Below are 25029 nucleotides of genomic sequence, written 5' to 3' on the forward strand. Positions count from 1 at the left end.
CCCTTCCCCCGAACACCCGAACAAAAGAACGGAGACCTCCTCTTGAAACACCTCGCTTCCCTCCTCGCGCTGGCCACCGCCTGCGCCGGCCTGCTGGCCGCGGCCCCCGCCGCGCAGGCCGACACCGCATTTCCCTCCAAGCCGATGACGCTGGTCGTGCCCTTCCCGCCCGGCGGCCCCACCGACGCGATGGCGCGCACGCTCGCGGCCGAGATGAAGGACCGCATGGGCCAGCCGATGATCGTGGAGAACCGTGCCGGCGCGGGCGGCAACATCGGCGCCGAGTACGTGGCGCGCGCCGAGGCCGACGGCCATGTGCTGCTGTTCGGCACCTCGGGCCCGCTCGCGATCAACGCCAGCCTCTACCGCAAGATCAACTACGACCCGGTGAAGAGCTTCGCGCCCGTGATCCAGGTCGGCTACCTGCCGAACATCCTGGTGGTGAATCCCGCGCTGCCGGTGAAGACCGTGCCCGAGCTCGTCGCCTATGCCAAGGCCAACCCCGGCAAGCTCAGCTATGCCTCCTCGGGCAACGGCGCCTCCTCGCACCTCGCGGGCGTGCTGTTCAACTCGATCGCCGGCACCGACTTCCAGCACATCCCCTACAAGGGCACCGGCCCCGCGCTCAACGACCTGCTGGGCGGCCAGGTCAGCATGACCTTCACCGACATCCTCACCGCGCTGCCCTACGTCAAGGCCGGCAAGCTGCGCGCGCTGGGCGTGGCCACCCTCGCGCGCTCGCAGGCGCTGCCCGAGGTGCCCACGATCTCGGAGCAGGGCTACAAGGGCTACGACGTGAGCGTGTTCTTCGGCATCGTCGCACCCGCGGGCACGCCGGCCGAGCGCGTGGCGAAGCTCAACCATGCCTTCGCCGAGGTGTTGAACTCGCCCAAGGTCAAGCAGATGTTCGCGGCCCAGGGCCTCGAGGCCAGCGCCGACACCTCGCCGCCGAAGCTCGGCCAGTTCATCGCGAGCGAGTCGGCAAAGTGGAAGGACGTGGTCAAGAAGTCGGGGGCGCAGCTCGATTGAGGCATCCGGGGCGCGATCACGCCGACGGGGTACCTTGCGCCGCGCCTGAACCGCCGGCACGACCAGAGCGCCTCTCGTGCGGAGGGCATCGGGTGCTCCCCGCAGCGAAATCAAGGAGGAGGCCGAAGGCCGGGGGACATTCGCGGAGGGGAGTACCCGATGTCCTTCGCACGCGCCCCGAACGAACAGAACACAAGCATCGGAACAGCACTGCAATGACATCCTCTCAAGGCGCACTCGCGGGCATCCGCGTGCTCGACATCTCCCGCATCCTCGGCGGCCCCTACTGCGGTCAGATCCTCGGCGACCATGGCGCCGACGTGCTCAAGATCGAGCCGCCGCAGGGCGACGACACGCGCACCTGGGGCCCGCCGTTCAAGGATGGCGTGGCTTCCTACTACCACGGCCTCAACCGCAACAAGCGCGTGCAGCACCTCGACTTCTCGACCGAGGAAGGCCGCGCCGCCCTGCTCGCGCTGGTGGCCGAGGCCGACGTGCTGATCGAGAACTTCAAGACCGGCACCATGGAACGCTGGGGCATCGGCTACGAGACCCTGTCGCAGCGCTTTCCGCGCCTGGTCTGGTGCCGCGTCTCGGGCTTCGGCGCCGACGGTCCGCTCGGTGCGCTGCCCGGCTACGACGCCGCCGTGCAGGCCATGACCGGCATCATGAGCGTCAACGGCGAGGCCGAGGGCGGGCCGCTGCGCGTGGGCCTGCCCGTGGTCGACATGGTGACCGGCCTCAATGCCGTCATCGGCGTGCTGCTCGCGCTGCAGGAACGCCAGCGCAGCGGACGCGGCCAGTTCGTCGAGGCCGCGCTCTACGACAGCGGCATCTCGCTGCTGCATCCGCACGCCGCCAACTGGTTCATGGACGGCAGCGCGCCGCGCCGCACCGGCAACGCCCATCCCAACATCTATCCCTACGACGCCCTCGCCACCGGCACCGACCCCGTGTTCGTCGCCGTCGGCAACGACCGCCAGTTCGCAAGCCTGTGCGGCTGCATCGGCCTGCCCGCGCTGGCCACCGATCCGCGCTTCGCCACCGCGGGTGCGCGCTCGGTGAACCGCGACGCGCTCAAGCAGCGGCTCGAGACCGCCATGGCCGCCTTCGACGGCCGCGTGCTGGTCGAGCAGCTCATGGCCGCGGGCGTGCCGGCCGCGCCGGTGCTGCCCGTGGCCGCCGCGCTCGAGCATCCGCACACCGCGCATCGCGGCATGGTGGTCGAACTGGAGGGTGGCTATCGCGGCATCGGCGCGCCCGTGAAGCTGGGCCGCACGCCCGCGAGCTACCGGCATGCGCCGCTGACGCCGGGCGATGCCTTCCTGCCGCGCGCGGACGACGAGGCGGCCTCAAGCGCGGCGCACTGAACGCCCGCGGCCGATGCCATAGCAGGCGATGCCGGCCGCCTCGACCTCGGCCGGGTCGTAGAGATTGCGGCCATCGAACACGGCACGCGCCGACAGCAGCGCGGCCATGCGCTCGAAGTCGGGCCGGCGGTAGGCCGCCCATTCGGTGACGAGCACGAGCGCATCGGCGCCTTCGAGCGCGGCCTCGGGCGCATCGCACCAGGCGATGCCTTCGCGCTCGCCGAGCAGCGCACGCGCATTCGGCATCGCTGCCGGATCGTGCAGCCGCAGGCGCGCGCCGGCGGCCAGCAGCCGCTCGATCAGCACCAGGCTCGGCGCATCGCGCATGTCGTCGGTGTCGGGCTTGAAGGCCAGGCCCCACACGGCCAGTGTGCGCTCCGCGAGCGTGGCGCCGAAATGGCCGGCCACGAGCTCGAAGATCCGCGACTTCTGCGCCTCGTTCACCGCCGCCACCGCGGGCAGCAGCCGCAGCGCGGCGCCCTCGCCCCCATGCTGCAGCGCGCGCAGGTCCTTCGCGAGGCAGGAGCCGCCGTAGCCCGCGCCGGCCTGCAGGAAGGCCGGACCGATGCGCGCATCGGCGCCGATCGCGCGGCGCACGCTCTCGATGTCGGCGCCCGCCTGCTCGGCCACGCGCGCCATCTCGTTCATGAAGCTGATGCGGGTGGCGAGCATCGCGTTGGCGGCGTACTTCGCGAGCTCGGCCGAGCGGCGGTCCATCACCAGCCACTGGCGCGCGGGGTCGCGCACGAAAGGCCGATAGAGCTCGGCCAGCAGCGCGATCGCGTCGGCATCTGTAGCCCCGACCACGATGCGGTCGGGCGCGCGGCTGTCGCGCACCGCCGAGCCTTCGCGCAGGAACTCGGGGTTCACCGCCACCGCGATCCGGTGCGTGGCACCGCGCCGCGCCAGCGCGTCCCGCACCACCGCCTCGACCCGGTCGGCCGTGCCCGCCGGCAAGGTCGACTTGCAGACCAGCAGGCCGTCGCGGTCGCGGTGGTGCCCCACGGCGCGCGCCACCTCGAACACCGCCTCGAGGTCGACCGCGCCCTCGGCATCGGCCGGCGCATTGACCACGATGAAGAGGATGTCGCCATGCCGCGTGGCCTCGCCGGCATCGTCCGTGAAGCGCAGCCGGCCGGCCGCCGTCTCCCGCGCCACCAGCGCGCCGAGCCCCGGTTCGTGCAGCGGCATGCGGCCCGCGCGCAGGCCCGCGATGCGCGGCGCGTCGGTGTCGGCGCACAGCACCGCGTGCCCGGCCTCGGCCATGCAAGCCGCGAAGCTCAGGCCCACGTAGCCCGCGCCGAAGACCGCGAGCTTCAAGACAGCGGCCCCGCGGCGGGCCGCGCCCATGAGCGATGGCACTGGCAACCGCGAGGGTTGTGCGATAAAAGCGGCATGCATGCCTTCCCAACGACGTCCGGACAGGAAAAATCGATGATGCCCGATCAAGTGGCGGCGCGCACCGCGCTGGTCCTCGAGACCAACAACCTGCGCGGCGGTGCCGATGCGCAGGCCAGGACCGCCGCCAGCCTGCGGCGGCTCATCGCGCTGCTGGCACGCCAGAAGCAGCCGCTGTCCACGCTGGCCCAGGTGGTCATCACGCACGACGGCCTCGATGCCGCCACCTGCGAGGAAGTGCAACGCCTGGCCGGGCGGCCCGTCGACTTCGTGCGCATCGACGCCAGCACCGGCTACTACGACGCCAAGAACACCGGCTTCGCGGCCACCGATGCCGCGCGCTGCGACTGGGTGGTGTTCGCCGATGCCGACTGCCTGCCCGACGAGGACTGGCTGCGCGAGCTGCTCGCGCCCTTCGCGCGCGCCGACGCGCCGGCCGTGGTGGCGGGCCGCACCAGCTACGCGGCCAACGTGGTGGGCACAGCGCTCACCACCATCGACTTCATGTACTTCCCGAACGAGCACGCGGGCGCGACGAGCAACTTCTACGCGAACAACGTGGCGTTCCGGCGCGAGGTCTTCGACACCCACGGCTACCAGGCGCTCGACGGCGTGTACCGCGCCCACTGCCAGGTGCTCGGCATGCGGCTGCGCGCGGCCGGCATCCCGCTGCACTACGCGGCGCGCGCCCACACCGAGCACCGCCTGCCCGACACGCGGCGCGAGGCGCTCAAGCTGCGCTGGATGCGCGGGCAGGACACGTATTCGCTCACGCCGCACCTGCTGCGCAGCTACGTGTCGCCGCGCTGGCACTGGCTCGCGAAGAGCGGTCCGATCGGCCCGCTGTGCGTGCTCGTCACGCGGCTGGGCTTCAGCCTGCGCGCGCTCAACCGGCAGGACCTGCCGCCGCTGCGCGGCGCGCGCTGGGTGCTCGGCGTGCTGCTGATCCTGGGCTTCTCGGCCGTCGACATGCTCGGCGCCTTCGCGCGCGGCATCGGCCTGCACACCACCGGCCGCGCGCATGCCGATGCGCAGGCGCTCTCCTACCACCGTCCCTGAGGCCCGCGACCATGGCACGCCTGCTCGTTCTCGCCGCCCTCGCGCTGCTCGCCCCCGGACTCGCGGCCTCGGCCGAGTTCTCGGGCCGCGGCGTGTTTGCCTTCGCCTCGGGCAGCGGCTGCCCCATCGCCGCCGGCACCGGCGAGAACTGCAACCGGCTCGCGCTCGACGACGAAGACACCCGCGCCACGCTCGACGAGGCCACGCACACGCTGCGCTTCGCCAATGGCCGCAGCTACGACGGCAAGCGCATCGTGGGCGACGTGGTGCTGCAGGGCTCGGGCCGCACGGCCGACGGCCAGCGCGTGCCGCTGAGCTTCCATGCGCTGCTGAGCCGCTCGGGCAACGACTGGTCTTTCAGCAGCCATGCGCATGCGCCGGTGCGCGGCGAGTTCTCCGAGATCCGCATCGATCCCTGGCAGCTCGTGGTCGGCGAGGCCGGCGGCGAGCGCGTGCTGTTCAGCAGCGCGCAGGTCGTGGAGGCGCTCGCCAAGCCGTCGCTGACGGCGCGCCTGGCCGACGAGCTGGTGCAGGTGCGCGACAACCGCGAGAGCGCCGCGCGCGACGCCGACATCACGGTCGGGCTCGGCGTGTCGAAGGCCGTCAAGTGGGTGGCGCGCACGCGCTTCGTCACGACGCGCAACCGGCCGCTGGCCGAGGCGATGCGCGAGGGCAACTGGTCGCTCGAGCTGCAGGCCCTGAGCGGCCGGATCCCGCGCCAGGTGGTGCAGCGCGACCTGTTCCTCTACGGGCTCGAATCGCAGGCCCTGCTGCAACCGCTGCTGCAGCGCGGCTTCCGCAAGAACGAGAAGCTGACCATCGGTGCCACCGGCGGCAAGGGCTTCGTGCGCTACGACGGGCAGCAGCGCGAGTTCGCGGGCGCAGACGCCACGGCGCGCGGCTTCCTGCAGGGCAGCTTCCTGGGGCTGGTGCTCGGCTGGCAGCAACAGCAGTTGCAGCCCGTGGCGCTCGATGCGAAGGCCGGGCCGAATGGCCGCTGAGCTGTACGCGCGGGCCGAGGCCGACGCCGAAGCCCCGGGCTTCGAGAGCCTGGCGCCGCCGTTGCTGCAGGGCTGGCCCGCGCTGCAGGCCGCGCTGGTGCACCGCGTGAAGCGCGCCGCGCTGCGCCAGCTGCATGCCAGCCGCGCGGGCGAGGCATTGCTGCTGCGCCTCTACCTCGTGGGCGAGGAATCGTCGGAACAGGCGCTGCAGCGCGAACTGCGCGCCGCCGCGCCCGACTGGCTCGAGCGCCAGCTCGACCAGCACCTGGCCGACGAGCAATTGCATGCGCGGCTGTTCGCCGAGGCCATCGCCGAACGCGGCGGGCACGCACGGGCCGGCGCCATCGATGGCGAGCAGCCGCGGCCCGACTGGTTCAGCCGGCGCAAGCTCGCGCGCTGGCAGGCGCTGATCCGCCGCCATGCGCCGCACTTCGCGCACGGCGGCCTGGTGCCGGCCTATGCGATCGGCCTCGCGGCCGAGCAGATGGCCTCGCGCATCCTCGAGCGCCACTGCGCGCTGATCGGGCCCGCGCATGCGCTGCATCCGCTGCTCGCGCGCGTGTGGGCCGACGAGCAGCGCCATGTGCGGCTGTGCAGCCACACGCTGCAGCGCTGCGTGGCGCCGCACGAGCGCGCGCGGCTCGCGCGGTTGATGGACGAGGTGCGCGCCATCGAGCGCGGCTTCGGCATCACGGGCGCGCTCGGCATGTGGTGCGCGGGCGCGGCACTGCGGCTGGTGCCGCGGGCGGGCTGAGCATGCCGCGCATCCTCTACCTCGCGACCGCCGACGCGCGCGGCCACCTGATGCGCTCGCAGCTGCTCACGCACGCGCTGCGCGCGGCCGGCGCGCAGGTGCAGGTGCTGACCACCTCCGACGAGGGCGCGCTCTTCCTCGCCGGCTTCGGCATCGACGCGCCCGTGCTCTCGCGCCACTACGCGGTGCAGTTCGACGCGCGGCAGAACATGCTGCGGCGCGAGACCGACCGCAACGTGGCGCACTACGTGTTCCGGCCCGGCCGCATGCTGCGCGACATCGTGCGGCTGCACGGCCGGCTGCGCGAGGCCGACCTGGTGGTCAACGACTCCTTCCATCCCGCGCTGCTGTTCATGGGCGCGCTGCCGCCGTGGCGGCACAAGGTGGTGCACGTGTACGGCGCGAGCCTGCGGCGCGCGCTCGAAGGCAATTTCAGCGGCCGGCTGCCGGGCTGGACGGCACGCGCCTTCGGCCGCATCGTGGCCTGGCAGATCGGGCGCAGCCGCGCGCGCATCGCGCACGATTTCGCGCAGCAGGCACCGGCGCACGACGGCCGCGGCACGCACCGGCTCGCGACGCCGGTGGCCGTGGCCTCGAGCGACGACGTTGCATCCGTTGCCCCACGGGCCGCGGTCTACCTCAACCCCCACTTCAAGGACACGGCGCTGGCCGACGGCCTCGAGCACGGCCTGGCCGCCGCGGGCCTGGGCGCGCATTGCGTGGGCGAAGGCTATGCCGGGCGCGCCGGCTGGCAGCCACAGGACGCGCACTGGATCGACACGGCCGCGCGCAGCGCCTTCATCGTCTCGGCCCCGGGCATGGCGGCGCTGTCGGTGGCGCAGGTCTACCGCAAGCCGATCCTGCTGCTGCAGACCGACCAGCCCGAGCAGGCAAGCAATGCCGAGCGCGCCGCGCAGCTCGGGCTGCACCATCGCGTGGTGGTGTGGCGCGGCGACGCGGCCGCGTTCGCGCGCGACGTGGCGGCCGCGGCGCGCGCGCTGGGCGCGAGCACCGAGGCCACGGCCGCGCAGGGCCGCGAGGCGGCGCTCGAACGGCTGCAGCCCTGGAGCCAGTTGCTGCTGCGCCTCGCGGCGCAACCGGCCGCGGCCGGTGCCGACGCGGCCTATCCGGCCGCGCGCCTGGACTGAAGCACCACGCGCAGCATCCGGTCGAGCGCGCGCTCGGGCGCTGCCGTCGTGGTGTCGGGCTGCGGCAGCGCCGCGACATCGCCCATGCCCGCCGGGCTCATCGACACGCGCAGCTTGCGCAGGGTGAAGCCCGAGCGCACGACCGGCTCGTCCACGCCCTCGGCCATTTCCGCATCGGCCGCCTCGCCCACGAAGAACTGCAGCACGAGGCACTTGCGCTGCGGCGAGGGCACGAGCTCGAACACCAGGCTGCGCCGCCACGCGCCCGAGGTGCGCTGGCCCGGCAGCATGGCGCCGTCGAGCAGCGCGACCACGCGCGTGCTCTGGGCCTCGCAGCGGTAGTCGATGCGCACGCGCAGCCGCTGCGCCGGCGCCTGGCCCGGGGCCTGCAGCGGATGCGCGAACACGGCCGCGGGCGGCAGCGGGATCACCAGGCAGGCCAGCGAGCCCTCGCTCCAGGTGTCGACGTCGTCGGGCGCCGACCAGCCATGGGCCAGCCAGGCCGTGGCCGGATTGCCGGTGCGAAAGGCGTAGTCGCGGCCGAGCACGAGCTCGGGCAGCGCCTGCAGGCCCGGGTCGCGGTCGTCGAAGCCCCAGCGCGTGGAGAAGGCACGCTCGATCGCATCCGCGGGCCATGCGCCGGCACCGGCCGGCGGGGCCGCGGCCGCCTCGCCGGGCGCGCGGCAGGCGTCGAGCATGAAGTCCAGCGCGCCGAGCTCGGGCCCCACCGGCAGCCAGGGCGAGCAGGCCGCGGGCAGGCACTCGGGCGCATTGCGGTCGGCGCGGATCAGCGCGCGCACGGGCTGCAGGAAGTAGCGCGCCTCGGTCAGCACGCTCGACGACAGCCCCGCGACGAAGCGCAGGTTCTCGGCCGACAGCAGCGCATAGGTGTTCTCGCGCGTCCAGGCGACGTTGGGAATGGCGCGCGCGATCGGCGCGAGGTCGTGCAGCGCGGGTTCGTAGGGATGCGGCTTCACGACCAGCAGGTCGACCTCCTGCGCCAGCGTGCGCAGCGCGCCGATCACGGCGGACGGATGCTGGCTGCGCCCGCCGCTCACCAGCGAGAGGTCGACCAGGCTCTGGCCGAAGAACAGGCCCACGCGCAGCCGCGGATCGAACAGCGCGCCCGCGCCACGGCGCGCGAAGCAGCCGCGGATCGCGGCCGCGTGGTTCCAGAACAGCTCCTCGTCGATGGCGCGCGCCTCGAGCGCGGCGCGGATGCGCGCGTCGTTGGTGCGCGCGCAGAAGTGCAGGTGCTCGGTGAAGCGGCGCGGGTCGATCTCGATGTCGAGGTAGCTCGCTCCGCTGCGGTCGATGCAGTGCTGCAGCGCCGGCGTCAGGCCCCAGCCGATCACCAGGCAGCCGGGGCCGAAGGCCGGCAGGCCCTCGAGCCCGCGCAGCGGCGCGAGGTCGGCGACGCAGGCGCGGGCCCAGCCGGCCGGCGTGGCCGGCAGGCCCAGCAGCGCCATCGCGCGCGCCACGTCGATCGTGCCGCCATGCGAGCGCGGCGCGATCTCGCGCATCGGCAGGCCGAGCCGGCCCAGCGCCGAGCCGAAGAAGCCCTGCAGGAAGCGCCGGTTGGCGGGGAAGTAGTGCAGCCCGTTGTCGGGCGAACGGAAGAAGTCGTCGACGAAGAGGACCTGGTGGAACCGGCGTGCTGGCATGGCGATGGGCGGTCGGTGCCGGAGGCCCTGCGGGCCGCCTCGCCGGCCGGTGGCTGAGGGGGAGCCGCCAATCTAGAAGTGCACTCTTAGCGTTCGGTGAGCCCCGCGCCAAGCGCGCGCAAAGTTCATGCAAAGCAAACGTGAAGCGCGTGCCGCGTGTGAACGGCAGGCAAAGTTGCGGCGCCGCAAGGCGGCGCTCAGTCCAGCGTCAGGTTGAGCCCGCGGATCAGGCCGTCCCAGCGCTCGGACTCCTGATGCAACAGCGTGGCGAACTGCGCGGGCGTGCCACCCACCGGTTCGACGCCATAGGCCGCGAGCTTGCGGTGCACCGCGGGGTTGTGGATGGCGCTCGCGATCGCCTGCTGCAGCCGCGCCACGATCTCGGGCGGCGTGCGTGCCGGCGCCACCACGCCCACCAGCGCGGCCGCCTCGACGCCGTCGATGCCGAGCTCGGCGAAGGTCGGCACCTCGGGCAATTGCGGCAGCCGCACGCGGTCGGCGATCGCGAGTGCGCGCACGCGGCCGCTGCGGATGAAGCCCAGGCACGCGGCGAGGTCGCACATCATGGCCTGCAGCTGGCCGCCGGCCACGTCGGCCACCGCGTTGGCGGCGCCGCGGTAGGGCACGTGCAGCATGCGCAGCCGGGCCTGGCGCTGCAGCAGCTCCATCGCGAGGTGGTGCGGGCTGCCGGTGCCGGCCGAGGCGTAGCTGATCTTGCCGGGATAGGCGCGCGCGTCCTCGAGGAAGGCGCGCGCGTCGCGCACGCCGCTGGCCGGGCCGACCAGCAGCACCAGCGGGAAGCGGCCCATCAGCGTGACCGGCGCGAAGTCGCGCTGCGGGTTGTAGCCGAGGTTGCGGTAGAGCACGGGGTTGAACACCAGCGTGCCGTTGTCGGCCGACAGCACGCTGTAGCCGTCGGCCGGCGCGCGCAGCACCTCGGCGGCGCCGAGCGAGGTGTTGCCGCCGGTGCGGTTCTCGACCACCACCGGCTGGCCGGTGTCGATCGCGAGCTGGTTGCCGACGATGCGCGTGAGGAAGTCGGAGCCGCCGCCCGCGGGGTAGGGAACGATCCAGCGGATCGGCCGGTTGGGAAATTCGCGCTGGGCCCGCGCGGGCGGCGCGCCGAGCAGCAGCGCGCCGGCCAGGCCGGCGGCACTCGCGAGCCAGGCGCGGCGATCGGGCGATGCGGTGGCCGGCGCGGCCGATGGATCCGCCTGCGCCGATGCCACCGTTGCCACGCGTGCCGTCGCCATCGTTTCAGGGCGCGATCGGATTGCCCGGCGAGCCGAGCGCGTTGGTGCCGACGCGCGCGGGCGCCGCGGCCTCGGGAGCGCGGTAGGTGACCTGCACGGGCGTCGGGGCGGCGACCGGCACGGCCTCGCGCGCGGAATCGCGCCTGCGCACCAGCACGCCCGGCGCGCGGGCCTTGTTGACGCGCGGCGCGGCCGACACCGGCGTGGCGGCGGGCGCCGCGACGGGCAATGCGGCAGGTGCCGGCGCGGGTGGCGCGCCGCCCGTGGGCGGTAAATCGGCCGCAACGCCGAAGCCCCCCGCGCTGCCGCCGACACCGGCGCCGACGCTGGTCACCGGACCCGGCTGCATCGCATTGGGCTTGCCCGCGTTGGGGTCGTGCAGCACCACGCTCTGGCCCACGCCGGCACCGACCGGGCCGACGCCCAGGCCCATGCCGACCGAGCCCGCGACCGCGCCGCTGTTGCTGACCGCGACGCCCGCGCCGAGCGGGCCGAAGCCGGTGTTGAGGCCGACCGAGAAGTTGCCGTCCTTGGTGGCGCCGAGCCCCAGCGAAAGGCCCGGCACGATCGGGATGCCGATCTGGTAGTGGGAGCAGCCGCTCACCAGCAGCGCGAGCAGCACGCCGGCCGGAAGGCCGGCGGCCGCGATGCGGGTGCGCGGCCGCGTGTTCACACCAGGAGCGCGTTCACGCGCCGCACGTAGGCCGCGGGATCGGCCGGCAGGCCGCCCTCGGCGAGCAGCGCCTGGTCGAACAGGATGTTCGCGAGGTCGTCGAAGTGGGCCGAGCCCTCGAGCTTCTTGACCAGCGCGTGCTCGGCATTGACCTCGAGCACCGGCTTGAGTTCGGGCGCGGGCTGGCCGGCCTGCTTGAGCATGCGTGCGAGCTGCGTGCTCATGCCGCCGTCCTGCACCACGAGGCAGGCCGGCGAGTCGACCAGGCGCGTGGTGACGCGCACGTCCTCGGCCTTGTCCTTGAGCGCTTCCTTGAGCTTCTCGAGCAGCGGCTTGAACGATTCGGCGGCCTCCTCGGCGGCCTTCTTCTCGTCCTCGTCCTGCAGCTTGCCGAGGTCGACCGCGCCCTTGGCCACGCTCTGCAGCGGCGTGCCGTCGAACTCGTTGAGGTAGTTGAGCGCCCACTCGTCGACGCGGTCGGTCATCAGCAGCACCTCGATGCCCTTCTTCTTGAAGACCTCGAGCTGCGGGCTGTTCTTGGCGGCGGCCAGCGTGTCGGCCGTGATGTAGTAGATCGCGTCCTGGCCGTCCTTCATGCGCGCCTTGTAGTCGGCGAAGCTCACGCTCACGGCATCGGTGGTGGTCGAGGCGTAGCGCAGCAGCTTGGCGATGCGGTCGCGGTTGCCGAAGTCCTCGCCCAGGCCTTCCTTGAGCACGGCGCCGAACTCGGCGTAGAACTTGGCGTACTTGCCCGCGTCGTCGGCCGCGGCGGCGGCGGTCTCGGCCGCGGTGGGGGCGTTCTTGTCGACCACGTCCGTCACGGCCTCGGTCGGCTCGGGCGTGGGCACCGATTCGCCCGAGCCCACGTCGATGCGGCCTTCGCCGCTCTCGGGGCCGGTCTTCTGCTTCCTGGCCAGGTCCTCGAGCATGCCGAGCACGCGCTTGGTGCTGCCTTCGCGGATCGCCTTCACGTCGCGGCTTTCCTGCAGCAGCTCGCGGCTCACGTTGAGCGGCAGGTCGGCCGAGTCGATCACGCCCTTGACGAAGCGCAGGTAGCTGGGCATCAGCGCCTCGGCGTCGTCCATGATGAAGACGCGCTTCACGTAGAGCTTGACGCCCGCGCTCTTCTCGCGGTTCCAGAGGTCGAACGGCGCCTTGGCGGGGATGTAGAGCAGCTGCGTGTACTCGGTGCTGCCTTCGACGCGGTTGTGGCTCCAGGCCAGCGGCGCCTCGAAGTCATGGCTGATGCTCTTGTAGAACTCCTCGTACTGCTCGGCGCTGATGTCCTTCTTGGGACGGCTCCACAGCGCGTTGGCCTTGTTGACCGTTTCCCATTCGCCGGTCTTCACCATGTCGCCGGGCTGGTCGTTCTCGCCTTCCTTCCACTCCTCCTTCTCCATGAGGATCGGCAGCGAGATGTGGTCGGAGTACTTGCCGACGATCTGCTTGATCTTCCAGGCGTTGAGGTATTCGTCGGCATCCTCGCGCAGGTGCAGCGTGATGCTGGTGCCGCGCTCGGCACGCGTGATGTCGGCCACCTCGAAGTCGCCGGCGCCGCCGCTGGCCCAGCGCACGCCCTGCTCGGCGGGCAGGCCCGCGCGGCGCGATTCGACGGTGATGCGGTCGGCCACGATGAAGCCCGAGTAGAAGCCCACGCCGAACTGGCCGATGAGCTGCGCGTCGGCCTTCTGGTCGCCGCTGAGCTTGCTCACGAAGTCCTTGGTGCCGCTCTTGGCGATGGTGCCGAGGTTGTCGATCGCCTCCTGGCGCGACAGGCCGATGCCCTTGTCGGTGATGGTGATCGTGCGCGCGGCCTTGTCGAAGCTGATGCGCACGTCGAGTTCGGACTGGCCTTCGTAGAGCTCGGGACGGTCGATGGCCTCGAAGCGCAGCTTGTCGCAGGCGTCCGATGCATTCGAGATCAGCTCGCGCAGGAAGATTTCCTTGTTCGAGTACAGCGCATGCGTGACGAGGTGCAGCAGTTGCGCGACTTCGGCCTGGAACGGGAGTTTGGTGTTGGAGGAATCAGCCATTGGAAAAGGAAAGGTCGGATCGAAAAAATTCTAAGGCGGCGCGGCGGTCCGGGCTTGGCCCGGACGCAGCTTTTCTACCTGGGGCAAACGGTTTTAAAAATCAACGCTCGCAGCCGAGATTTCAAGCACTCCATCACGGTTTACTACGAAAAATTCGGCAACGCCCCTGAAGCCCTCGTTTTTGGTCAGCAAAAGTTACCAAAAACCACAATCATCGCCTCCGCTGCGCACGCAGTGATTCAACTCAACCGGGGCCCTCGGGGCCCAAAGGGACGGCGATGTTGTTGGATGACGAGGGAGTTGCCGTGGCCTGCCGCTGGCTCGGCCGGAATGCCGTGGCGCCGCGGGGCCGCCCGGGCGTCGGCTGCCTGGCGGCGCTGGCCTGCCTCGCCGCGGAGGCGCAGACCGCGCCACCCGTCGCGGCCGCCGAGGCCCGCATCCAGCCGATGGACCGGGCCCAGGCGCAGCAGGCGCGGCTGAAGGCCCTCGTCGACGCCGCGCCGGTGCCCTACCAGGACCGGTTCATGAGCGCCGACGAGGCCGGCGCCGCGCCCGCCGACGACAGCGCCACGCCGTCCGCGCAAGCCGAAGGCTTTCGCGCCTGGATGACCGAGAGCCGCATCGGCTTCGGCGCTGCGACGAGTTCCGGCGCCGGGCGGCGGCGCGCGATGGAGTTCGGCCAGCGCATCGAGTACCGCCGCGAGACGCTCAACCACGGCGAGTTCCTGCTGCAGGCCGACGGCCGCCGCTGGAACGGCGACCGCCAGGCCCGGGGCGGCATCGGCGTGCTGGGCTACGCCGAGGACGCGGGCAGCGGCCGCCTCACGCTGCGCAACCTCGCCTTTCCGCTGACGCCCCGGACCTTCGCCGACAGCGCGCTGGGCGACATCCACAGCGAACTCACCGAGGGCCTGGCGCGCAATTACCGGCTCTCGCTCGGCAGCACCACGGTGCGCGGCGCCTCGTTGCGCGTGTTCGGCGCCGGCAGCGACTGGCGCGCGGGCTTCGGCATGCGCGGCAGCCTGCGGGGCGGTCCGTATCCGGGATTCGAGCAGAGCCAGGGCACGCTCGGCTGGCTCGGCCTGACGCAGCGCCTGGGTGGGAACGGCTTCGTCGCCGCGCAGCTGAACCGGGCGCGCGACCTTCCGGCCTGGACCCTCGACCCGTTCACGGGCCAGGGCGTCGGATCGCGCCATGTCGAGAGCTGGGCCGGCGCGCTGGGCTGGGGCCGCGAGGTGGAGCGCGACGGCGACTTCAAGGTCCGCGCCACGCTGATCGGCAGCCGCACGCGCTCGCCGACGCCGGGCGTCGCCGTCGGCGATTCGCGCGGGCTGTTCGTCGAGGCGAGCGCGCGCCTGGGGCCCTACCGCCACGAGTTCGGCGCCTACACGGCCCGGCCGAATCTCTTCTTCGGCGACCATCTCGTGGCCGACGGCACGCGCGGCGCCTACTGGCGCGTAGACCGCGGCGGCAGCCGCCTGCACTGGGGCGGCGGACTCGAGCACGAACGCACGCAGGGCGACGCCGCCTTCGGGTTCGCGGGTTCCCGCCGCAGCAGCGCGAACGGCAGCGTCCTGTACCAGTTCGACCGCCATGCCTCGGTCGGCGGCAGCCTGAGCCTGCAGCGCACGCGCTACGACAGCAGCGCGGACACCGCCGCCGGCAGCGACTCGCGCAGCCTCTACGCCAGCGTCTTCCACCAGGCACGCTTCTTCGGCGGCCTGCGCAGCCGCTTCAGCCTGACCGTGCGGCGCAACGAGCTGATCGTGCTCGGCGACCAGGCCGCCACCGGCCACGAATGGCAGTGGGAGCAGGACTGGATCGGCGCGGGCCGCGAGACGCTGCGCCCCGAACTCACCACCACGCTCGGCTATGCGCGCGACCGCAGCGGCGGCGTGCCACGCAACTACCCCACGGCCGGCGTGCAGTTCCTGTGCTGGCTCGACAGCGGCTTCCATCTCGGCGGCAACCTGCGCTACACCTCGCAAAGCGGCGGCCTGCACACCAGCCGCGGGCTGTCGGGCTCGCTCACGGCCGAGAAGGCGCTCGCCCGGGGCTGGCGCATCGGCTTCGCGGCTTACTTCAACCAGGCGCGCGCCGCCGTGGCGCCCACCACGAGCCTGGGCCCGCAGCTCTACCGCAGCAACGACCGCAGCGCCTACGTCTACCTGCGCTGGGAGGGCAGCGCGGGCACGGCCTTCCAGACCGCCGGCGTGCGCGACGGCGATGCGGGCGCCGGTGCAGGCAGCGTGGCCGGGCAGGTGTTCTTCGACGCCAACCGCGACGGCGCGCGGCAGCCCGACGAAGACGGGGCCGCCCACGTGGAGGTCCAGCTCGACGGCCGCTACCGCACCACCACCGACCGCGACGGCCGCTTCGAATTTCCGCTCGTGACGACCGGCCGCCACCGGCTGAGCCTGACGCTCGACAGCGTGCCGCTGCCCTGGGGCGCGGCCGGCGACGGCGGCGTGGCGCTCGGCGTTCCGCTGCGCGGCCGGGCCGTTGCCGAGATTCCCCTGACCAAGGTGGGCGAATGAGCAGCGCGCCCCTGCGGTCTTCTCCTGCCCGCTGCTGCTCTTCTTTCTTCATCCATCGAGGCCCTCTCATGAACCCCAGCGCCCTCCCCCACCGCATGCTCGCCCTTTCCGTGGCGGCCCTCTGCCTCGCCGCCGGTGGCGAGGCCATTGCCGAGAGCCAGTACGGCGCGGGCACCGGCACCATCACGGCCCAGGCCAAGGTCAACCTCAGCGTGACGGTGCCCAAGCTCATCCTGCTGCGCGTGGGCGCGGCCAACGCCGCCGTCGACACGCTGCGATGGAGCTCGGCGCTGGAGATCCCCGCCGTTCCCACGCCGGCCCTGGCCGCCGCCGCCAACACCGGCGTGGACTGGAACGGCGCGGCACCGGCCGCGACCGTTGCCGCCGCGGCCGGCGCCGACACGCTCACGGTCTACGCCTGGACCAATGCCGGCACCGGCACCATCCACTGCGCGCTCGGCACCTGGAACGCCACGGGCGGCCCGGCCGACGCCGACTTCACCGTGACCGCCGAGGGCACGCTGCCGCACCCGGGCGCGAACCTGGGCGCCTGCGCCTCGACCGCGTTCCCGTCCAACACGGTGGCCACGGGCACCTGGACCTATGCGCTCGGCGGCACGCCGGCCGGCTGGCGCGCCAACACGTACACCAACACCATCACCTACACCGCGCAAGGCATCTGATGCGGCCCCGCCCGGCCCCGGCTCCGCTCGCCGCCGCGCTGCTGGCCGCGGGCCTCGCCCTGCCCGCGGAGGCCGTCGTCATGACGGTGACGGACGTCGGCCTGGTCTATGCCATCTCGGTGCGCGTGGGCGCGGTCAGCGGCGTCGACACGGTGGCCTTCAGCGTCGCCGGCGACAACGTCGGCCTGGCGCCGGCGCCGGTGGCGGGCTCGCCGGTCATCGAGGTGTGGGTCACGCCGTTCCGGCCCGCGAATTCGTCGTCCACGGCGCGGCCGGTGACGCTGCGGGTCGACTCGACGCCCGGCCTGGCCTGCCAGTCGGGCGGCTGCGGCGCCACCCTCATCCCGTTCAGCCAGATCGGCTGGACCGCCAGCAACAACGGCGCCGCCACCACGGGCGACATCCAGAGCGGCCGCTTCGACGGCAGCGCCAACCAGCAGATCGCGAGCTTCAATGCCAACGCGACCTTCTGCTCGGCCCCGGTGCTGCTGCTGTGCCTGGGCTACGCCTACCGGTCGAACGCGATCGGCGCGACGCGGATGCAGTTCAGCTACGACAACGACGTCGTCTATCCGGCCGGCAACTACCGGGGCACCGTGCGCTTCACGGCGTCGATGGAGTGAAGCGCATGCGGGCAGCGATCGTCCCGTTCGCCGCGCTGCTGCTGTCGCTGGCGCTGCCGGCCGGCGCGGGCGTTGCGCGGCTGGACGACTCGAGCTCGCCGCGCGCCCAGGTCGGCACCGACTTCCGCCGCGCGCAACCGGTCGACGGCATCCGCTTCGACCTGCCGTTCGGACGCATCGACTACCGGCTCGCGACCGCGCCCTACATCGGCCGGCGCGCGCGCATCTTCTACGTGATCCCGGCCGCCATCCCCGGCCTGCGCTCCCCCGCGGGAATGCAGCTGCAATGGCGCAGCCACGGCGCCTTCGCGAGCGCCAGCGGCCGGCCGGGCGACCGCGTGCCGGTCTGGATCGGCACCGTCGCCACCGCCTGGATGACCGAGAGCTTCGAACTCACGCTGCGCCTCGATCCGCGCGAACTGCGGCTGCCGCCGGGGGCTGCGCTGCGCTTCGAATCGATCTTCGAGATCGAGACCCTGCCATGACCCCGCCTTGTCCCACCCACGCGCTGCGGCGAGGCGCCGCCACCTTCGTCCTGCTGCTGGCCGGCGCCGGCGGCGCGGTGGCCGCGCCGTTCGAGATCGCGGTCTCGCCCTCGCGCTTCGAGCTGTCGGGCCGCGGCGGCACGCGCCTGGGCCAGTCGCTGGAGATCCACAACCTCGCGCCGGTCGCGACCGAGGTGACGGTGCGCACCATCGACTGGCACTACTCGGCCGAGGGCCAGATCAGCTACCACGACGACCTGCAGCCCGGCAGCTGTCGGCCCTGGGTGGCGCTCGAGCGGCGCAGCGTGCAGCTGCCCGCGCGCGGCAGCCGGGCCTACCGCTTCCAGATCGAGCCGCCGGCGGGTTCGCCGCGCGGCGAATGCCGCTTCATGATCGCGATCGAAGGCAGCGAGCCCGCGCAGCAGGCGCTGATCCAGGGCGGCGGCGCCAGCCTGAGCCTGCCGGTGACGGGCCGCATCGCGGTGGCGGTGTACCTCGCGCTCGACGGCGCCGAGCCCCGGCTCGACCTGCAGCGGATCGCCAGCAGCGACAGCGGCGGCCAGCGCCGCATCGCCGTGACCGTGGCCAACACCGGCGATGCGCACGGCCGCCTCGAAGGCAGCCTGGACGCCGTCGACAGCCGGGGCCGCGCCTTCGCGCTGGTGCCCGAGGGCACGCCGATCCTGCCGGGCCAGACCCGCACGCTGGCGCTGATGCCCCAGGCCGAAGACGGCCGCGCCGCGCCGCAGCCCGCCTATCCGGTGAAGGTCGAGGGCACGCTGGACTGGGCACAGGGCAGCTTCAAGGTGGAGGCGACGCTCGAGTGACGGCGCGCATCGCCTTGCGCGGCACGGTCGCGGCGGCGTGCCTGGCGCTCATGGCGGCCGCACGGGCCGAGACGGCCACCTCGGCGTCCGGCTTCAACGTGCCGCGCAGCGCGACGGCCAGGCTGGACTTCAGCCTCTCGATCCAGAAGTTCCTGTTCTTCGGCGTCGGCGCCAGTCCCTGGCCGGCGCAGAGCAATGCCGTGGGCACCGTGCGCTTCGTGCTCGCGCCGTCGATCCCGCCGGCGGGCATCGCGCCCGTGGCCGGCAGCCGCCAGCCGGTGGACTGGCCCGGCGGCGCGCCGGTCTTCGCCGTCACGGCCTCGGACCACGTGCTGCCCGTCGAGGTGCGCAGCAATGCCGGCCCGATCGCCATCCGCGCCGAGGCGAACACGCCGCTGTCCAACGGCAGCCACACCATCCCGATGTCGGAGATCACCATCGCCTCGAGCAACCCCGGCCTGCCCGCGCCGCCGGTGCCCGCCAGCGGCATCGGCGGCGCCGCGATCGTCGCGGGCACGGGCTTCTCGAGCCTCGTCACGCTGCAGAAAGCCAGCTGGACCTTCGGCTATGCCAACAGCGCCAGCCGCAGCGCGGGCAGCTACACCGGCGTGCTCCGGTTCACGGCCAGCACGCCCTGAGTGCGGGCGCGGCGTGCCACGCACGAACGCGTCACAGGCCGCCTCCGCAATCCCGCCGGCCCCCACCAGGGGCGGTGACTTTTGCCGCCAGCCCGCCCTGAATCTCGCGCAAGTCAGCTTCCGCTGGGATTGCCCTCCAAAGCTGCGCATTGGCCTTTCAACACCTCAGGAGCTTTGCATGAACAAGAACCCCAGGAAGATGCTGTGGATCGCCGCCTGCCTCGGGCTGGCCGCCTTTGCCGCCCAGGCGCAAGTGCCGACCGACGCGCCAGCCGGCACCACCGTGCAATGCAAGGACGGCAGCTATGCCTCGCCCGACACCAAGTCCGGCGCCTGCCGTGGCCACAAGGGCATCAAGACCTGGTTCGGCAAGGCCGCCGATGCGAAGGCTGCACCAGCCGCCGCTGCTGCCGCCGCACCCGCCGTGGAAACCCAGTCGGCCAGCGTCGACAAGACCGGCGTGGCCCCGAGCACGGGCACCGCGACCAAGACGCCCGGCTCGCCCGACGTCACGAAGATGGCCGCCGCACCCGGCGGAGGCCCCGGCATGGTGTGGGCCAACGACACGACCAAGGTCTACCACTGCCCGGGCGACCGCTACTACGGCAAGACCAAGAAGGGCGAGTACCTGAGCGAAGCCGATGCGAAGGCCAAGGGCATGCACGCCTCGCACAACAAGGCCTGTGGATAGGCTCTCCCCCAGGCTTCGCGCACTTCGTGTCGCTACGCCAACCCCCCTTCCGGGGGCAACACCTGAGGCCCGGCGAAGCCTGTTCCTCGGTGTTTCGCGAAGGGAGCCGGGAATCGCCTACCTCGGCAGGGATTCGACTTCCTTCGTCCAGCGCTCGATCAGCCGCTTGCGCTCGGCCGCCTGGCCGTACTTCTGGAAGTCGTACTTGATGAGCTTCACGCCGTCCATCGAGGGGATGCGCGGATCGGGCTTGAGGGTCTTGTTGGCCGGCGACTGCAGGCTGCCGGCCTTGGCGCCGATGGACTGGCCCGCGGGGCTCATGAGCCAGTCGTAGTAGCGCTTCGCGTTCTCCTTGTTGCGCGCGCCCTTCACCAGCGCGATGCCGCCGATCTCGTAGCCCGTGCCCTCGCAGGGCGCGGCGGTCTTGACGGGAAAGCCGTCGTGGCGCCAGCGCTCGAAGCCGAAGATGAAGCTCACGCCGACCGCGACCTCGCCCTTGGCGACATTGGGCGCCTGGGCCTGGCCGCTGCGGGTGTAGCTGGTGACGTTGCGGTGCAGCTTCCTGAGGTAGTCGAAGGCCGCGTCCTCGCCCATCTGCTGCACCAGGCCCGCGATGATGGTGTAGGCCGTGCCGCTGGTGGCGGGGTGCGAGATCTCGATCTCGCCCTTGTAGCCGGGCTTCACGAGGTCGGCCCAGCACTGCGGCTCGGGCAGCTTCTTTTTCTTCAGCAGCTCGGTGTTGAAGCCGAAGCCCATCGCGCTGGTGTAGAAGCCGCCGACCATGTTCTGCGACAGCGCGTACTGGCGCACGGCCCAGTCGTGCAGGTCGTTGATGTAGGCCGGGCGGTAGGGCTCGAGCAGGCCCTGCTCGGCCGCCTGCAGGAAGGGATCGCCGGTGCCGCCCCACCAGAGGTCGGTCTTGGGATTGGCGGCCTCGGCACGCAGCTGCGCGCCGATCTCGCCCGTGCCCTTGTGGGCCTGCAGCACCTTGATGCCGGTCTCGCGCGTGAAGGCAGCGGCCGCGGCCTCGCACCAGCCGGCGTCGGTGCTGCACAGCGCGTTGACCGTGCCTTGCGCTGCCGCGTGCGGCGCAAAGGCGAGCAGGGCGGCGGCCGCGCCGAGCGCGGCGCATGTGCGGGTGAAGGCGAGCAAGTGCATGTGGGTCTCCTCGGGGTCAGGATAGCGTCGGCGCGCGCGGGCGCCGACAGGGTTCAGTCGGTTGCCAGCAGCGGCGGAAGATGCTCGGCCAGCCAGTCGATCACCACGCGCGTCTTCAGCGGCAGGTAGCGGCTGCGCGCGCGGATCACGTGCAGCGCGAAGCCGAAGGGCTGTGGCTCCTCGAACACCCGCACCAGCGTGCCGGCCGCCAGCGCCTCGGCCGCGAGCCAGGCCGGCAGCCGCGCGAGCCCCATGCCGCCGATGGCGGCCTCGAGCAGCACCTCGGCGCTGTCGCAGCGCAGCCGCGCGGGCAGCAGCACCTCGGCGACGCGATCGCCGGCATGGAAGCGCCAGGCCGAGGCCGCGCCGTCGCGCGCGTAGAGCACCGCCTCGTGCGGCGGCTTCAGGTCCTCGATGCCTTCGGGACGGCCGCGCTCGGCCAGGTAGGACGGCGCGGCGCACAGCACCATCCACTGCATGCCCACGAGCCGCGCGATCAGCGCCGTGCTGTCGCCGAGATCGCCGCTGCGGATCGCGAGATCGAGCCCCTCCTCCGCGAGGTCGACGAGCCGGTCGCTGAAGCCGAGCTCGAGCGAGAGCTGCGGATGCCGGCGCGCCAGCGCCAGCAGCAGCGGCCCGATCTTGAGCCGCCCGAGCATCGCCGGCATGCTGACCCGCACCACGCCCGAGGCCGTGCTGCGTGCCGCATCGGCCAACGCCTCGGCGGCCTCGAGCTCGGCCAGCGCGTTGCGGCAGCGCTCGTAGTAGCCATGGCCCTCCTGCGTGAGGCTCTGGCTGCGCGTGGTGCGCAGGAACAGCCGCGTGTGCAGCCGCGCCTCGAGCCGCGCGATGCTCTTGGCCACCGCCGAGCGCGTGACGTGCAGGCGTTGCGCGGCGAGCGCGAAGCTGCCGGCCTCGACCGCCGCGACGAATTCCTCGATGCCTTGCAGGCGCTGGCTCATTGGCGAATTTCAGGCAACAAACGTCGGAAAATTATCCACCACCGGCGCCTTTAGAGCGTCAATAGCATCAGGCCTTCTTCTTTTCGCGGAGGCTTTCATGCCCGAAACCACCCTGCGCCGCTGGCAACTGCCCGCCTACGGCCGCGCCCATCTCGAACAGGTGCAGGCAGCGCTGCCCGCGCCGGGCCCCGGCCAGATCCTGGTGCGCGTCGGCGCGGTCGCGCTCAACTACCGCGACCTGCTGATGACCGAGGACGGCATGGGCATGCCGCTCGCGCTGCCGTTCACGCCGGGCTCGGACATGGCGGGCACGGTCGAGGCCGTCGGCGACGGCGTGCGCCGCTTCGCGCCCGGCGAGCGCGTGATCAACACGTTCTGGAACGGCTGGATCGACCACCACTGGCCCGCCCATGCCGTGCCCGCGGGCGGCCCCGGTCCGGGCATGCTGGCCTCGCACGTGCTCATCGACGCCGAGGCGGCCGTGGCCGCGCCCGCCACGCTCTCGCTGGCCGAGGCCAGCACCCTGCCCTGCGCCGGCCTCACGGCCTGGTTCGCGCTGGCCGAGCTCGGCGCGCTGCGCGCGGGCCAGACGGTGCTGATCCACGGCACGGGCGGCGTGGCGCTGTTCGGGCTGCAGATCGCGCGGCTGCATGGGGCGCGGGCCATCGTGGTCTCGGGCAGCGCCGACAAGCACGAGGCCGCGCGCGCCCTCGGCGCCAGCCATGTGCTGGCGCGCGACAGCGACTGGCCCGCCGAGGTGCGGCGCCTGACCGGCGGGCGCGGCGCCGAGCATGTGCTCGAACTCGCGAGCGGGCCCAACCTCGACCGCTCGCTGCAGGCCTGCGCGCAGGGCGCGCGGGTGTCGGTCATCGGCATGCTCGAGGGCACGACGCTCGACGCCTCCTTCTACGGCCTGGTGCTCGGCCGCGTCACGGTGCAGGGCATCGGCGTGGGGCACCGGCGCGCGCTCGAGGAGCTCGTGCGCGCCGTCGACGCCAACGGCCTGCGCCCCGCGATCGCCGCCAGTTACGGCTTCGACGCGCTGCCGCAGGCGCTCGACCACCTCGCGCGCGGCGCCTTCGGCAAGATCGTCGTGACCCCCTGAGTTCGCGCCGGCCCCGGCGTTGCGCGGAAAACCGTGACGTTTTCGTGAACAGTTGCCCGCCTTGCCCGATCCCGTGCGGATGCCCGAAGGCTTGTTCTCCCTTTCCCGTTCCAGAATCCGCGCGCGCCGGGTTTCGCCCCGGCGTTTTCGTTGACATCGAGAACATCAGAGAGAGGAAATCGAACATGGAACGCAGGGACTTCAGTGCACCGCAGAAATGGGCTGCCGAATTCATCGGCACCTTCTGGCTCACCTTCGGCGGCTGCGGCAGCGCGGTGCTCGCGGCGGGCTTCCCGGAACTGGGCATCGGCTTCGCGGGCGTCGCGCTGGCCTTCGGCCTCACGGTGCTGACCGGTGCCTATGCGCTCGGCCCGATCTCGGGCGGCCACTTCAACCCCGCGGTCTCGATCGGCCTCGCCGCGGCCGGACGCTTCAACCCGACGCAGCTCGCGGCCTACATCGTGGCGCAGCTGCTGGGCGCGATCGTCGCCGGCGGCCTGCTCTACCTGATCGCCACCGGCAAGGCCGGCGCGCAGCTCGGCGGCTTCGCCACCAACGGCTACGGCGAGCATTCGCCCGGCGGCTACAACCTGATGTCGGCGCTGCTGATCGAGGTGGTGCTCACGGCCGTGTTCCTGGTCGTGATCCTCGGCGCCACCGGCCGCCGCGCGGCGCAGAACTTCGCGGGCCTGACCATCGGCCTGTGCCTCACGCTGATCCACCTGATCTCGATCCCCGTCACCAACACCTCGGTGAACCCGGCGCGCAGCACCGGCGTGGCGCTGTTCGGCCCGAGCTATGCGATCGAGCAGCTGTGGCTGTTCTGGGTCGCGCCGATCGTGGGCGCCGTGATCGGCGCGCTGATCTACCGCGGGCTGCGGCTGCGCGGCAACGGTGGCAGCGGAAGCGGCAGCGACAGCGCGCTCTGAACGACGCGCACCGCGCCAACGAAAAAAAGGGGAGGCATCGCTGCCTCCCCTTTTTTTCATGGCGCCGAGGCGCGGGTCGCTCAGCTGCCGGTGGCCGACTTCACCAGCGGTGCCGAGGTCGACTGGCCGATCGACTCGGTGCCGCTCGGGTGCGAAGCCGCGTAGGCGCCGGCCTGGATGTCCGACACCGGCGTCACCGAGTTCATCGCGGGTGCGCTGGTCGATTGGCCGATGGACTCGGTGCCGCTCGGGCGCGCCGCGGCCATGGCCGCGGCCTGGATCTCGGCGCTGGCGGGCGAATTCATCTGCAGCGGGTGGTAGTCCGAACCGTCCATCTTTTCCTGGGCCGATGCGGTGATGGCGCCCGTCGCCGCGAGCGCGGCGAAGGAGGCGACGGCGAGAAGCTTGAAAGAAGTGCGCATGCGTGTTCTCCTGGTCACAGGTTGTCCCCGGCCTCGTGCCGGCGCCGACGGGCGCGCGGCAGGCCTGAACGCACTCTAGGCAGGCCGACTGAGGGCAGCGTGAGTAAAGAGTTACGCGAGCCTTAGCGGGCGTTGCGCGCTTCTTCGCCGACGTTCAACGAACTTCCTAAATCGGCCGCTGAAGGTGGCACGAAGGCATTCATTCGCCGGCCGCGCCCATCTCGCCGTACGGAATGCGTCCCTCGCGCTCAGCCTGCGCCGCGAGCGCGCTGACGCTGTCGCGCGTGAGCCCGGGCTGCGCGCGCTCCATCGGCGGCGCGGTCTCCTGCGACACCATCGGCGAAGCGGTCGCGGTCTGCGTGGCCTCGGCCGCGTCGCGCGCGAGATCGGCGCGCGAGCGCTGCGACTGGAACTGCAGCACGTGCTCCGAACCGTCGGCCTCGTCGGCCTGCGCGGCCACCATCGGGGCCAGCGCCACCACGGCGCCGGCGGCCGCGATGAGGGCGAGCCGGCGCGAAGAGAAGAATGCGATCTGCATGGCGAACTCCTTGAGAGCGGGCTCGCGATGGCCGCGACATGCGGCCCCT

Annotated in this window: 24 protein-coding genes; 15 read left to right on the forward strand and 9 right to left on the reverse strand. The window is 72.3% G+C overall.

What is annotated here, in order from left to right:
• Positions 1–42: 42 nt before the first annotated feature.
• Together AC07RM_RS39570 and AC07RM_RS39575 are read left to right on the forward strand one after the other, a co-directional pair.
• On the forward strand, positions 43–1029 hold the full coding sequence (locus tag AC07RM_RS39570; protein ID WP_093355257.1) for a Bug family tripartite tricarboxylate transporter substrate binding protein: 987 nt from the start codon (positions 43–45) through the stop codon (positions 1027–1029).
• 215 nt (positions 1030–1244) lie between these two features.
• Positions 1245–2399: a CaiB/BaiF CoA transferase family protein gene (locus AC07RM_RS39575; protein WP_495337964.1), complete on the forward strand. Its 1155-nt coding sequence runs from the start codon at positions 1245–1247 to the stop codon at positions 2397–2399.
• Here the strand turns inward: AC07RM_RS39575 and AC07RM_RS39580 are convergent.
• Positions 2382–3719 carry a UDP-glucose dehydrogenase family protein gene (locus AC07RM_RS39580; RefSeq protein ID WP_495337965.1) on the reverse strand — a complete coding sequence of 446 codons (1338 nt, stop codon included), beginning with the start codon at positions 3717–3719 and terminating at the stop codon, positions 2382–2384. The genes AC07RM_RS39575 and AC07RM_RS39580 overlap by 18 nt on opposite strands.
• A gap of 114 nt (positions 3720–3833) precedes the next feature.
• Between AC07RM_RS39580 and AC07RM_RS39585 the strand changes: the two genes are divergently transcribed.
• From AC07RM_RS39585 to AC07RM_RS39600, 4 genes are read left to right on the forward strand one after another with little or no spacing between them, the layout of a single operon-like run.
• Complete coding sequence (locus tag AC07RM_RS39585; protein WP_495337966.1) at positions 3834–4856, forward strand: glycosyltransferase family 2 protein; 1023 nt, start codon at positions 3834–3836, stop codon at positions 4854–4856.
• 11 nt (positions 4857–4867) lie between these two features.
• Complete coding sequence (locus tag AC07RM_RS39590; RefSeq protein WP_495337967.1) at positions 4868–5857, forward strand: hypothetical protein; 990 nt, start codon at positions 4868–4870, stop codon at positions 5855–5857.
• Positions 5847–6611 carry a hypothetical protein gene (locus AC07RM_RS39595; protein ID WP_495337968.1) on the forward strand — a complete coding sequence of 255 codons (765 nt, stop codon included), beginning with the start codon at positions 5847–5849 and terminating at the stop codon, positions 6609–6611. The genes AC07RM_RS39590 and AC07RM_RS39595 overlap by 11 nt, the downstream gene beginning before the upstream one ends.
• Positions 6612–6613: 2 nt before the next feature.
• Positions 6614–7759, forward strand: coding sequence for a glycosyltransferase family protein (locus tag AC07RM_RS39600; RefSeq protein WP_495337969.1), 1146 nt, complete (start codon positions 6614–6616; stop codon positions 7757–7759).
• Here the strand turns inward: AC07RM_RS39600 and AC07RM_RS39605 are convergent.
• From AC07RM_RS39605 to htpG, 4 genes are all read right to left on the reverse strand, one after another.
• A complete protein-coding gene (locus tag AC07RM_RS39605) occupies positions 7735–9423 on the reverse strand; it encodes a hypothetical protein (protein ID WP_495337970.1) in 1689 nt (562 codons plus the stop codon). The genes AC07RM_RS39600 and AC07RM_RS39605 overlap by 25 nt on opposite strands.
• A gap of 197 nt (positions 9424–9620) precedes the next feature.
• Positions 9621–10676: a Bug family tripartite tricarboxylate transporter substrate binding protein gene (locus tag AC07RM_RS39610; protein ID WP_495337971.1), complete on the reverse strand. Its 1056-nt coding sequence runs from the start codon at positions 10674–10676 to the stop codon at positions 9621–9623.
• A 4-nt stretch (positions 10677–10680) separates the two neighbouring features.
• Positions 10681–11349, reverse strand: coding sequence for a hypothetical protein (locus AC07RM_RS39615; protein ID WP_495337972.1), 669 nt, complete (start codon positions 11347–11349; stop codon positions 10681–10683).
• Positions 11346–13382, reverse strand: coding sequence for a molecular chaperone HtpG (gene htpG, locus AC07RM_RS39620; RefSeq protein ID WP_495337973.1), 2037 nt, complete (start codon positions 13380–13382; stop codon positions 11346–11348). Before htpG ends, AC07RM_RS39615 begins: the two co-directional genes overlap by 4 nt.
• A gap of 278 nt (positions 13383–13660) precedes the next feature.
• Here htpG and AC07RM_RS39625 point away from each other — a divergent pair, with 278 nt between their 5' ends.
• From AC07RM_RS39625 to AC07RM_RS39655, 7 genes are all read left to right on the forward strand, one after another.
• Positions 13661–15919, forward strand: a complete 2259-nt coding sequence (locus AC07RM_RS39625; protein ID WP_495337974.1) for an SdrD B-like domain-containing protein — start codon at positions 13661–13663, stop codon at positions 15917–15919.
• A 95-nt stretch (positions 15920–16014) separates the two neighbouring features.
• On the forward strand, positions 16015–16602 hold the full coding sequence (locus AC07RM_RS39630; protein WP_495337975.1) for a hypothetical protein: 588 nt from the start codon (positions 16015–16017) through the stop codon (positions 16600–16602).
• Positions 16602–17225 (forward strand): hypothetical protein, encoded by a 624-nt coding sequence (locus tag AC07RM_RS39635; protein WP_495337976.1) that lies wholly within the window; start codon positions 16602–16604, stop codon positions 17223–17225. Before AC07RM_RS39630 ends, AC07RM_RS39635 begins: the two co-directional genes overlap by 1 nt.
• A gap of 5 nt (positions 17226–17230) precedes the next feature.
• Complete coding sequence (locus AC07RM_RS39640) at positions 17231–17710, forward strand: hypothetical protein (protein ID WP_495337977.1); 480 nt, start codon at positions 17231–17233, stop codon at positions 17708–17710.
• Complete coding sequence (locus AC07RM_RS39645; RefSeq protein WP_495337978.1) at positions 17707–18537, forward strand: COG1470 family protein; 831 nt, start codon at positions 17707–17709, stop codon at positions 18535–18537. Before AC07RM_RS39640 ends, AC07RM_RS39645 begins: the two co-directional genes overlap by 4 nt.
• Positions 18534–19175 carry a hypothetical protein gene (locus AC07RM_RS39650; RefSeq protein ID WP_495337979.1) on the forward strand — a complete coding sequence of 214 codons (642 nt, stop codon included), beginning with the start codon at positions 18534–18536 and terminating at the stop codon, positions 19173–19175. Before AC07RM_RS39645 ends, AC07RM_RS39650 begins: the two co-directional genes overlap by 4 nt.
• A gap of 178 nt (positions 19176–19353) precedes the next feature.
• Positions 19354–19866, forward strand: a complete 513-nt coding sequence (locus AC07RM_RS39655; protein WP_093355224.1) for a DUF3761 domain-containing protein — start codon at positions 19354–19356, stop codon at positions 19864–19866.
• 117 nt (positions 19867–19983) lie between these two features.
• Here the strand turns inward: AC07RM_RS39655 and AC07RM_RS39660 are convergent, their stop codons facing one another.
• Both AC07RM_RS39660 and AC07RM_RS39665 read right to left on the reverse strand, forming a co-directional pair.
• Positions 19984–21024 (reverse strand): ABC transporter substrate-binding protein, encoded by a 1041-nt coding sequence (locus AC07RM_RS39660; RefSeq protein ID WP_495337980.1) that lies wholly within the window; start codon positions 21022–21024, stop codon positions 19984–19986.
• A gap of 53 nt (positions 21025–21077) precedes the next feature.
• The gene (locus tag AC07RM_RS39665; protein WP_398498598.1) at positions 21078–21986 is read right to left on the reverse strand and encodes a LysR family transcriptional regulator; all 909 of its coding nucleotides are present in this window, start codon (positions 21984–21986) and stop codon (positions 21078–21080) included.
• Positions 21987–22083: 97 nt separating this feature from the next.
• Here AC07RM_RS39665 and AC07RM_RS39670 point away from each other — a divergent pair, with 97 nt between their 5' ends.
• Together AC07RM_RS39670 and aqpZ are read left to right on the forward strand one after the other, a co-directional pair.
• The gene (locus AC07RM_RS39670) at positions 22084–23091 is read left to right on the forward strand and encodes a zinc-dependent alcohol dehydrogenase family protein (protein WP_495337981.1); all 1008 of its coding nucleotides are present in this window, start codon (positions 22084–22086) and stop codon (positions 23089–23091) included.
• A gap of 185 nt (positions 23092–23276) precedes the next feature.
• Positions 23277–24020: an aquaporin Z gene (gene aqpZ / locus AC07RM_RS39675; protein ID WP_093355215.1), complete on the forward strand. Its 744-nt coding sequence runs from the start codon at positions 23277–23279 to the stop codon at positions 24018–24020.
• Positions 24021–24100: 80 nt separating this feature from the next.
• Here aqpZ and AC07RM_RS39680 read toward each other — a convergent pair whose 3' ends face one another.
• Together AC07RM_RS39680 and AC07RM_RS39685 are read right to left on the reverse strand one after the other, a co-directional pair.
• Complete coding sequence (locus tag AC07RM_RS39680; RefSeq protein WP_057593548.1) at positions 24101–24442, reverse strand: hypothetical protein; 342 nt, start codon at positions 24440–24442, stop codon at positions 24101–24103.
• A 199-nt stretch (positions 24443–24641) separates the two neighbouring features.
• Positions 24642–24980, reverse strand: coding sequence for a hypothetical protein (locus tag AC07RM_RS39685; protein ID WP_495337982.1), 339 nt, complete (start codon positions 24978–24980; stop codon positions 24642–24644).
• Positions 24981–25029: the final 49 nt, after the last annotated feature.

Source organism: Variovorax sp. GW821-FHT09B05, from assembly GCF_059418265.1.

Bases quoted from the DNA above. Each gene is read 5' to 3' on its own strand.
- AC07RM_RS39575 (WP_495337964.1), top strand. From the start codon at position 1,245: ATGACATCCTCTCAAGGCGCACTCGCGGGCATCCGCGTGCTCGACATC.
- AC07RM_RS39585 (WP_495337966.1), top strand. From the start codon at position 3,834: ATGATGCCCGATCAAGTGGCGGCGCGCACCGCGCTGGTCCTCGAGACC.
- AC07RM_RS39590 (WP_495337967.1), top strand. From the start codon at position 4,868: ATGGCACGCCTGCTCGTTCTCGCCGCCCTCGCGCTGCTCGCCCCCGGA.
- AC07RM_RS39595 (WP_495337968.1), top strand. From the start codon at position 5,847: ATGGCCGCTGAGCTGTACGCGCGGGCCGAGGCCGACGCCGAAGCCCCG.
- AC07RM_RS39600 (WP_495337969.1), top strand. From the start codon at position 6,614: ATGCCGCGCATCCTCTACCTCGCGACCGCCGACGCGCGCGGCCACCTG.
- AC07RM_RS39605 (WP_495337970.1), bottom strand. From the start codon at position 9,423: ATGCCAGCACGCCGGTTCCACCAGGTCCTCTTCGTCGACGACTTCTTC.
- AC07RM_RS39610 (WP_495337971.1), bottom strand. From the start codon at position 10,676: ATGGCGACGGCACGCGTGGCAACGGTGGCATCGGCGCAGGCGGATCCA.
- htpG (WP_495337973.1), bottom strand. From the start codon at position 13,382: ATGGCTGATTCCTCCAACACCAAACTCCCGTTCCAGGCCGAAGTCGCG.
- AC07RM_RS39625 (WP_495337974.1), top strand. From the start codon at position 13,661: ATGTTGTTGGATGACGAGGGAGTTGCCGTGGCCTGCCGCTGGCTCGGC.
- AC07RM_RS39630 (WP_495337975.1), top strand. From the start codon at position 16,015: ATGCTCGCCCTTTCCGTGGCGGCCCTCTGCCTCGCCGCCGGTGGCGAG.
- AC07RM_RS39635 (WP_495337976.1), top strand. From the start codon at position 16,602: ATGCGGCCCCGCCCGGCCCCGGCTCCGCTCGCCGCCGCGCTGCTGGCC.
- AC07RM_RS39640 (WP_495337977.1), top strand. From the start codon at position 17,231: ATGCGGGCAGCGATCGTCCCGTTCGCCGCGCTGCTGCTGTCGCTGGCG.
- AC07RM_RS39645 (WP_495337978.1), top strand. From the start codon at position 17,707: ATGACCCCGCCTTGTCCCACCCACGCGCTGCGGCGAGGCGCCGCCACC.
- AC07RM_RS39655 (WP_093355224.1), top strand. From the start codon at position 19,354: ATGAACAAGAACCCCAGGAAGATGCTGTGGATCGCCGCCTGCCTCGGG.
- AC07RM_RS39660 (WP_495337980.1), bottom strand. From the start codon at position 21,024: ATGCACTTGCTCGCCTTCACCCGCACATGCGCCGCGCTCGGCGCGGCC.
- AC07RM_RS39665 (WP_398498598.1), bottom strand. From the start codon at position 21,986: ATGAGCCAGCGCCTGCAAGGCATCGAGGAATTCGTCGCGGCGGTCGAG.
- AC07RM_RS39670 (WP_495337981.1), top strand. From the start codon at position 22,084: ATGCCCGAAACCACCCTGCGCCGCTGGCAACTGCCCGCCTACGGCCGC.
- aqpZ (WP_093355215.1), top strand. From the start codon at position 23,277: ATGGAACGCAGGGACTTCAGTGCACCGCAGAAATGGGCTGCCGAATTC.
- AC07RM_RS39680 (WP_057593548.1), bottom strand. From the start codon at position 24,442: ATGCGCACTTCTTTCAAGCTTCTCGCCGTCGCCTCCTTCGCCGCGCTC.
- AC07RM_RS39685 (WP_495337982.1), bottom strand. From the start codon at position 24,980: ATGCAGATCGCATTCTTCTCTTCGCGCCGGCTCGCCCTCATCGCGGCC.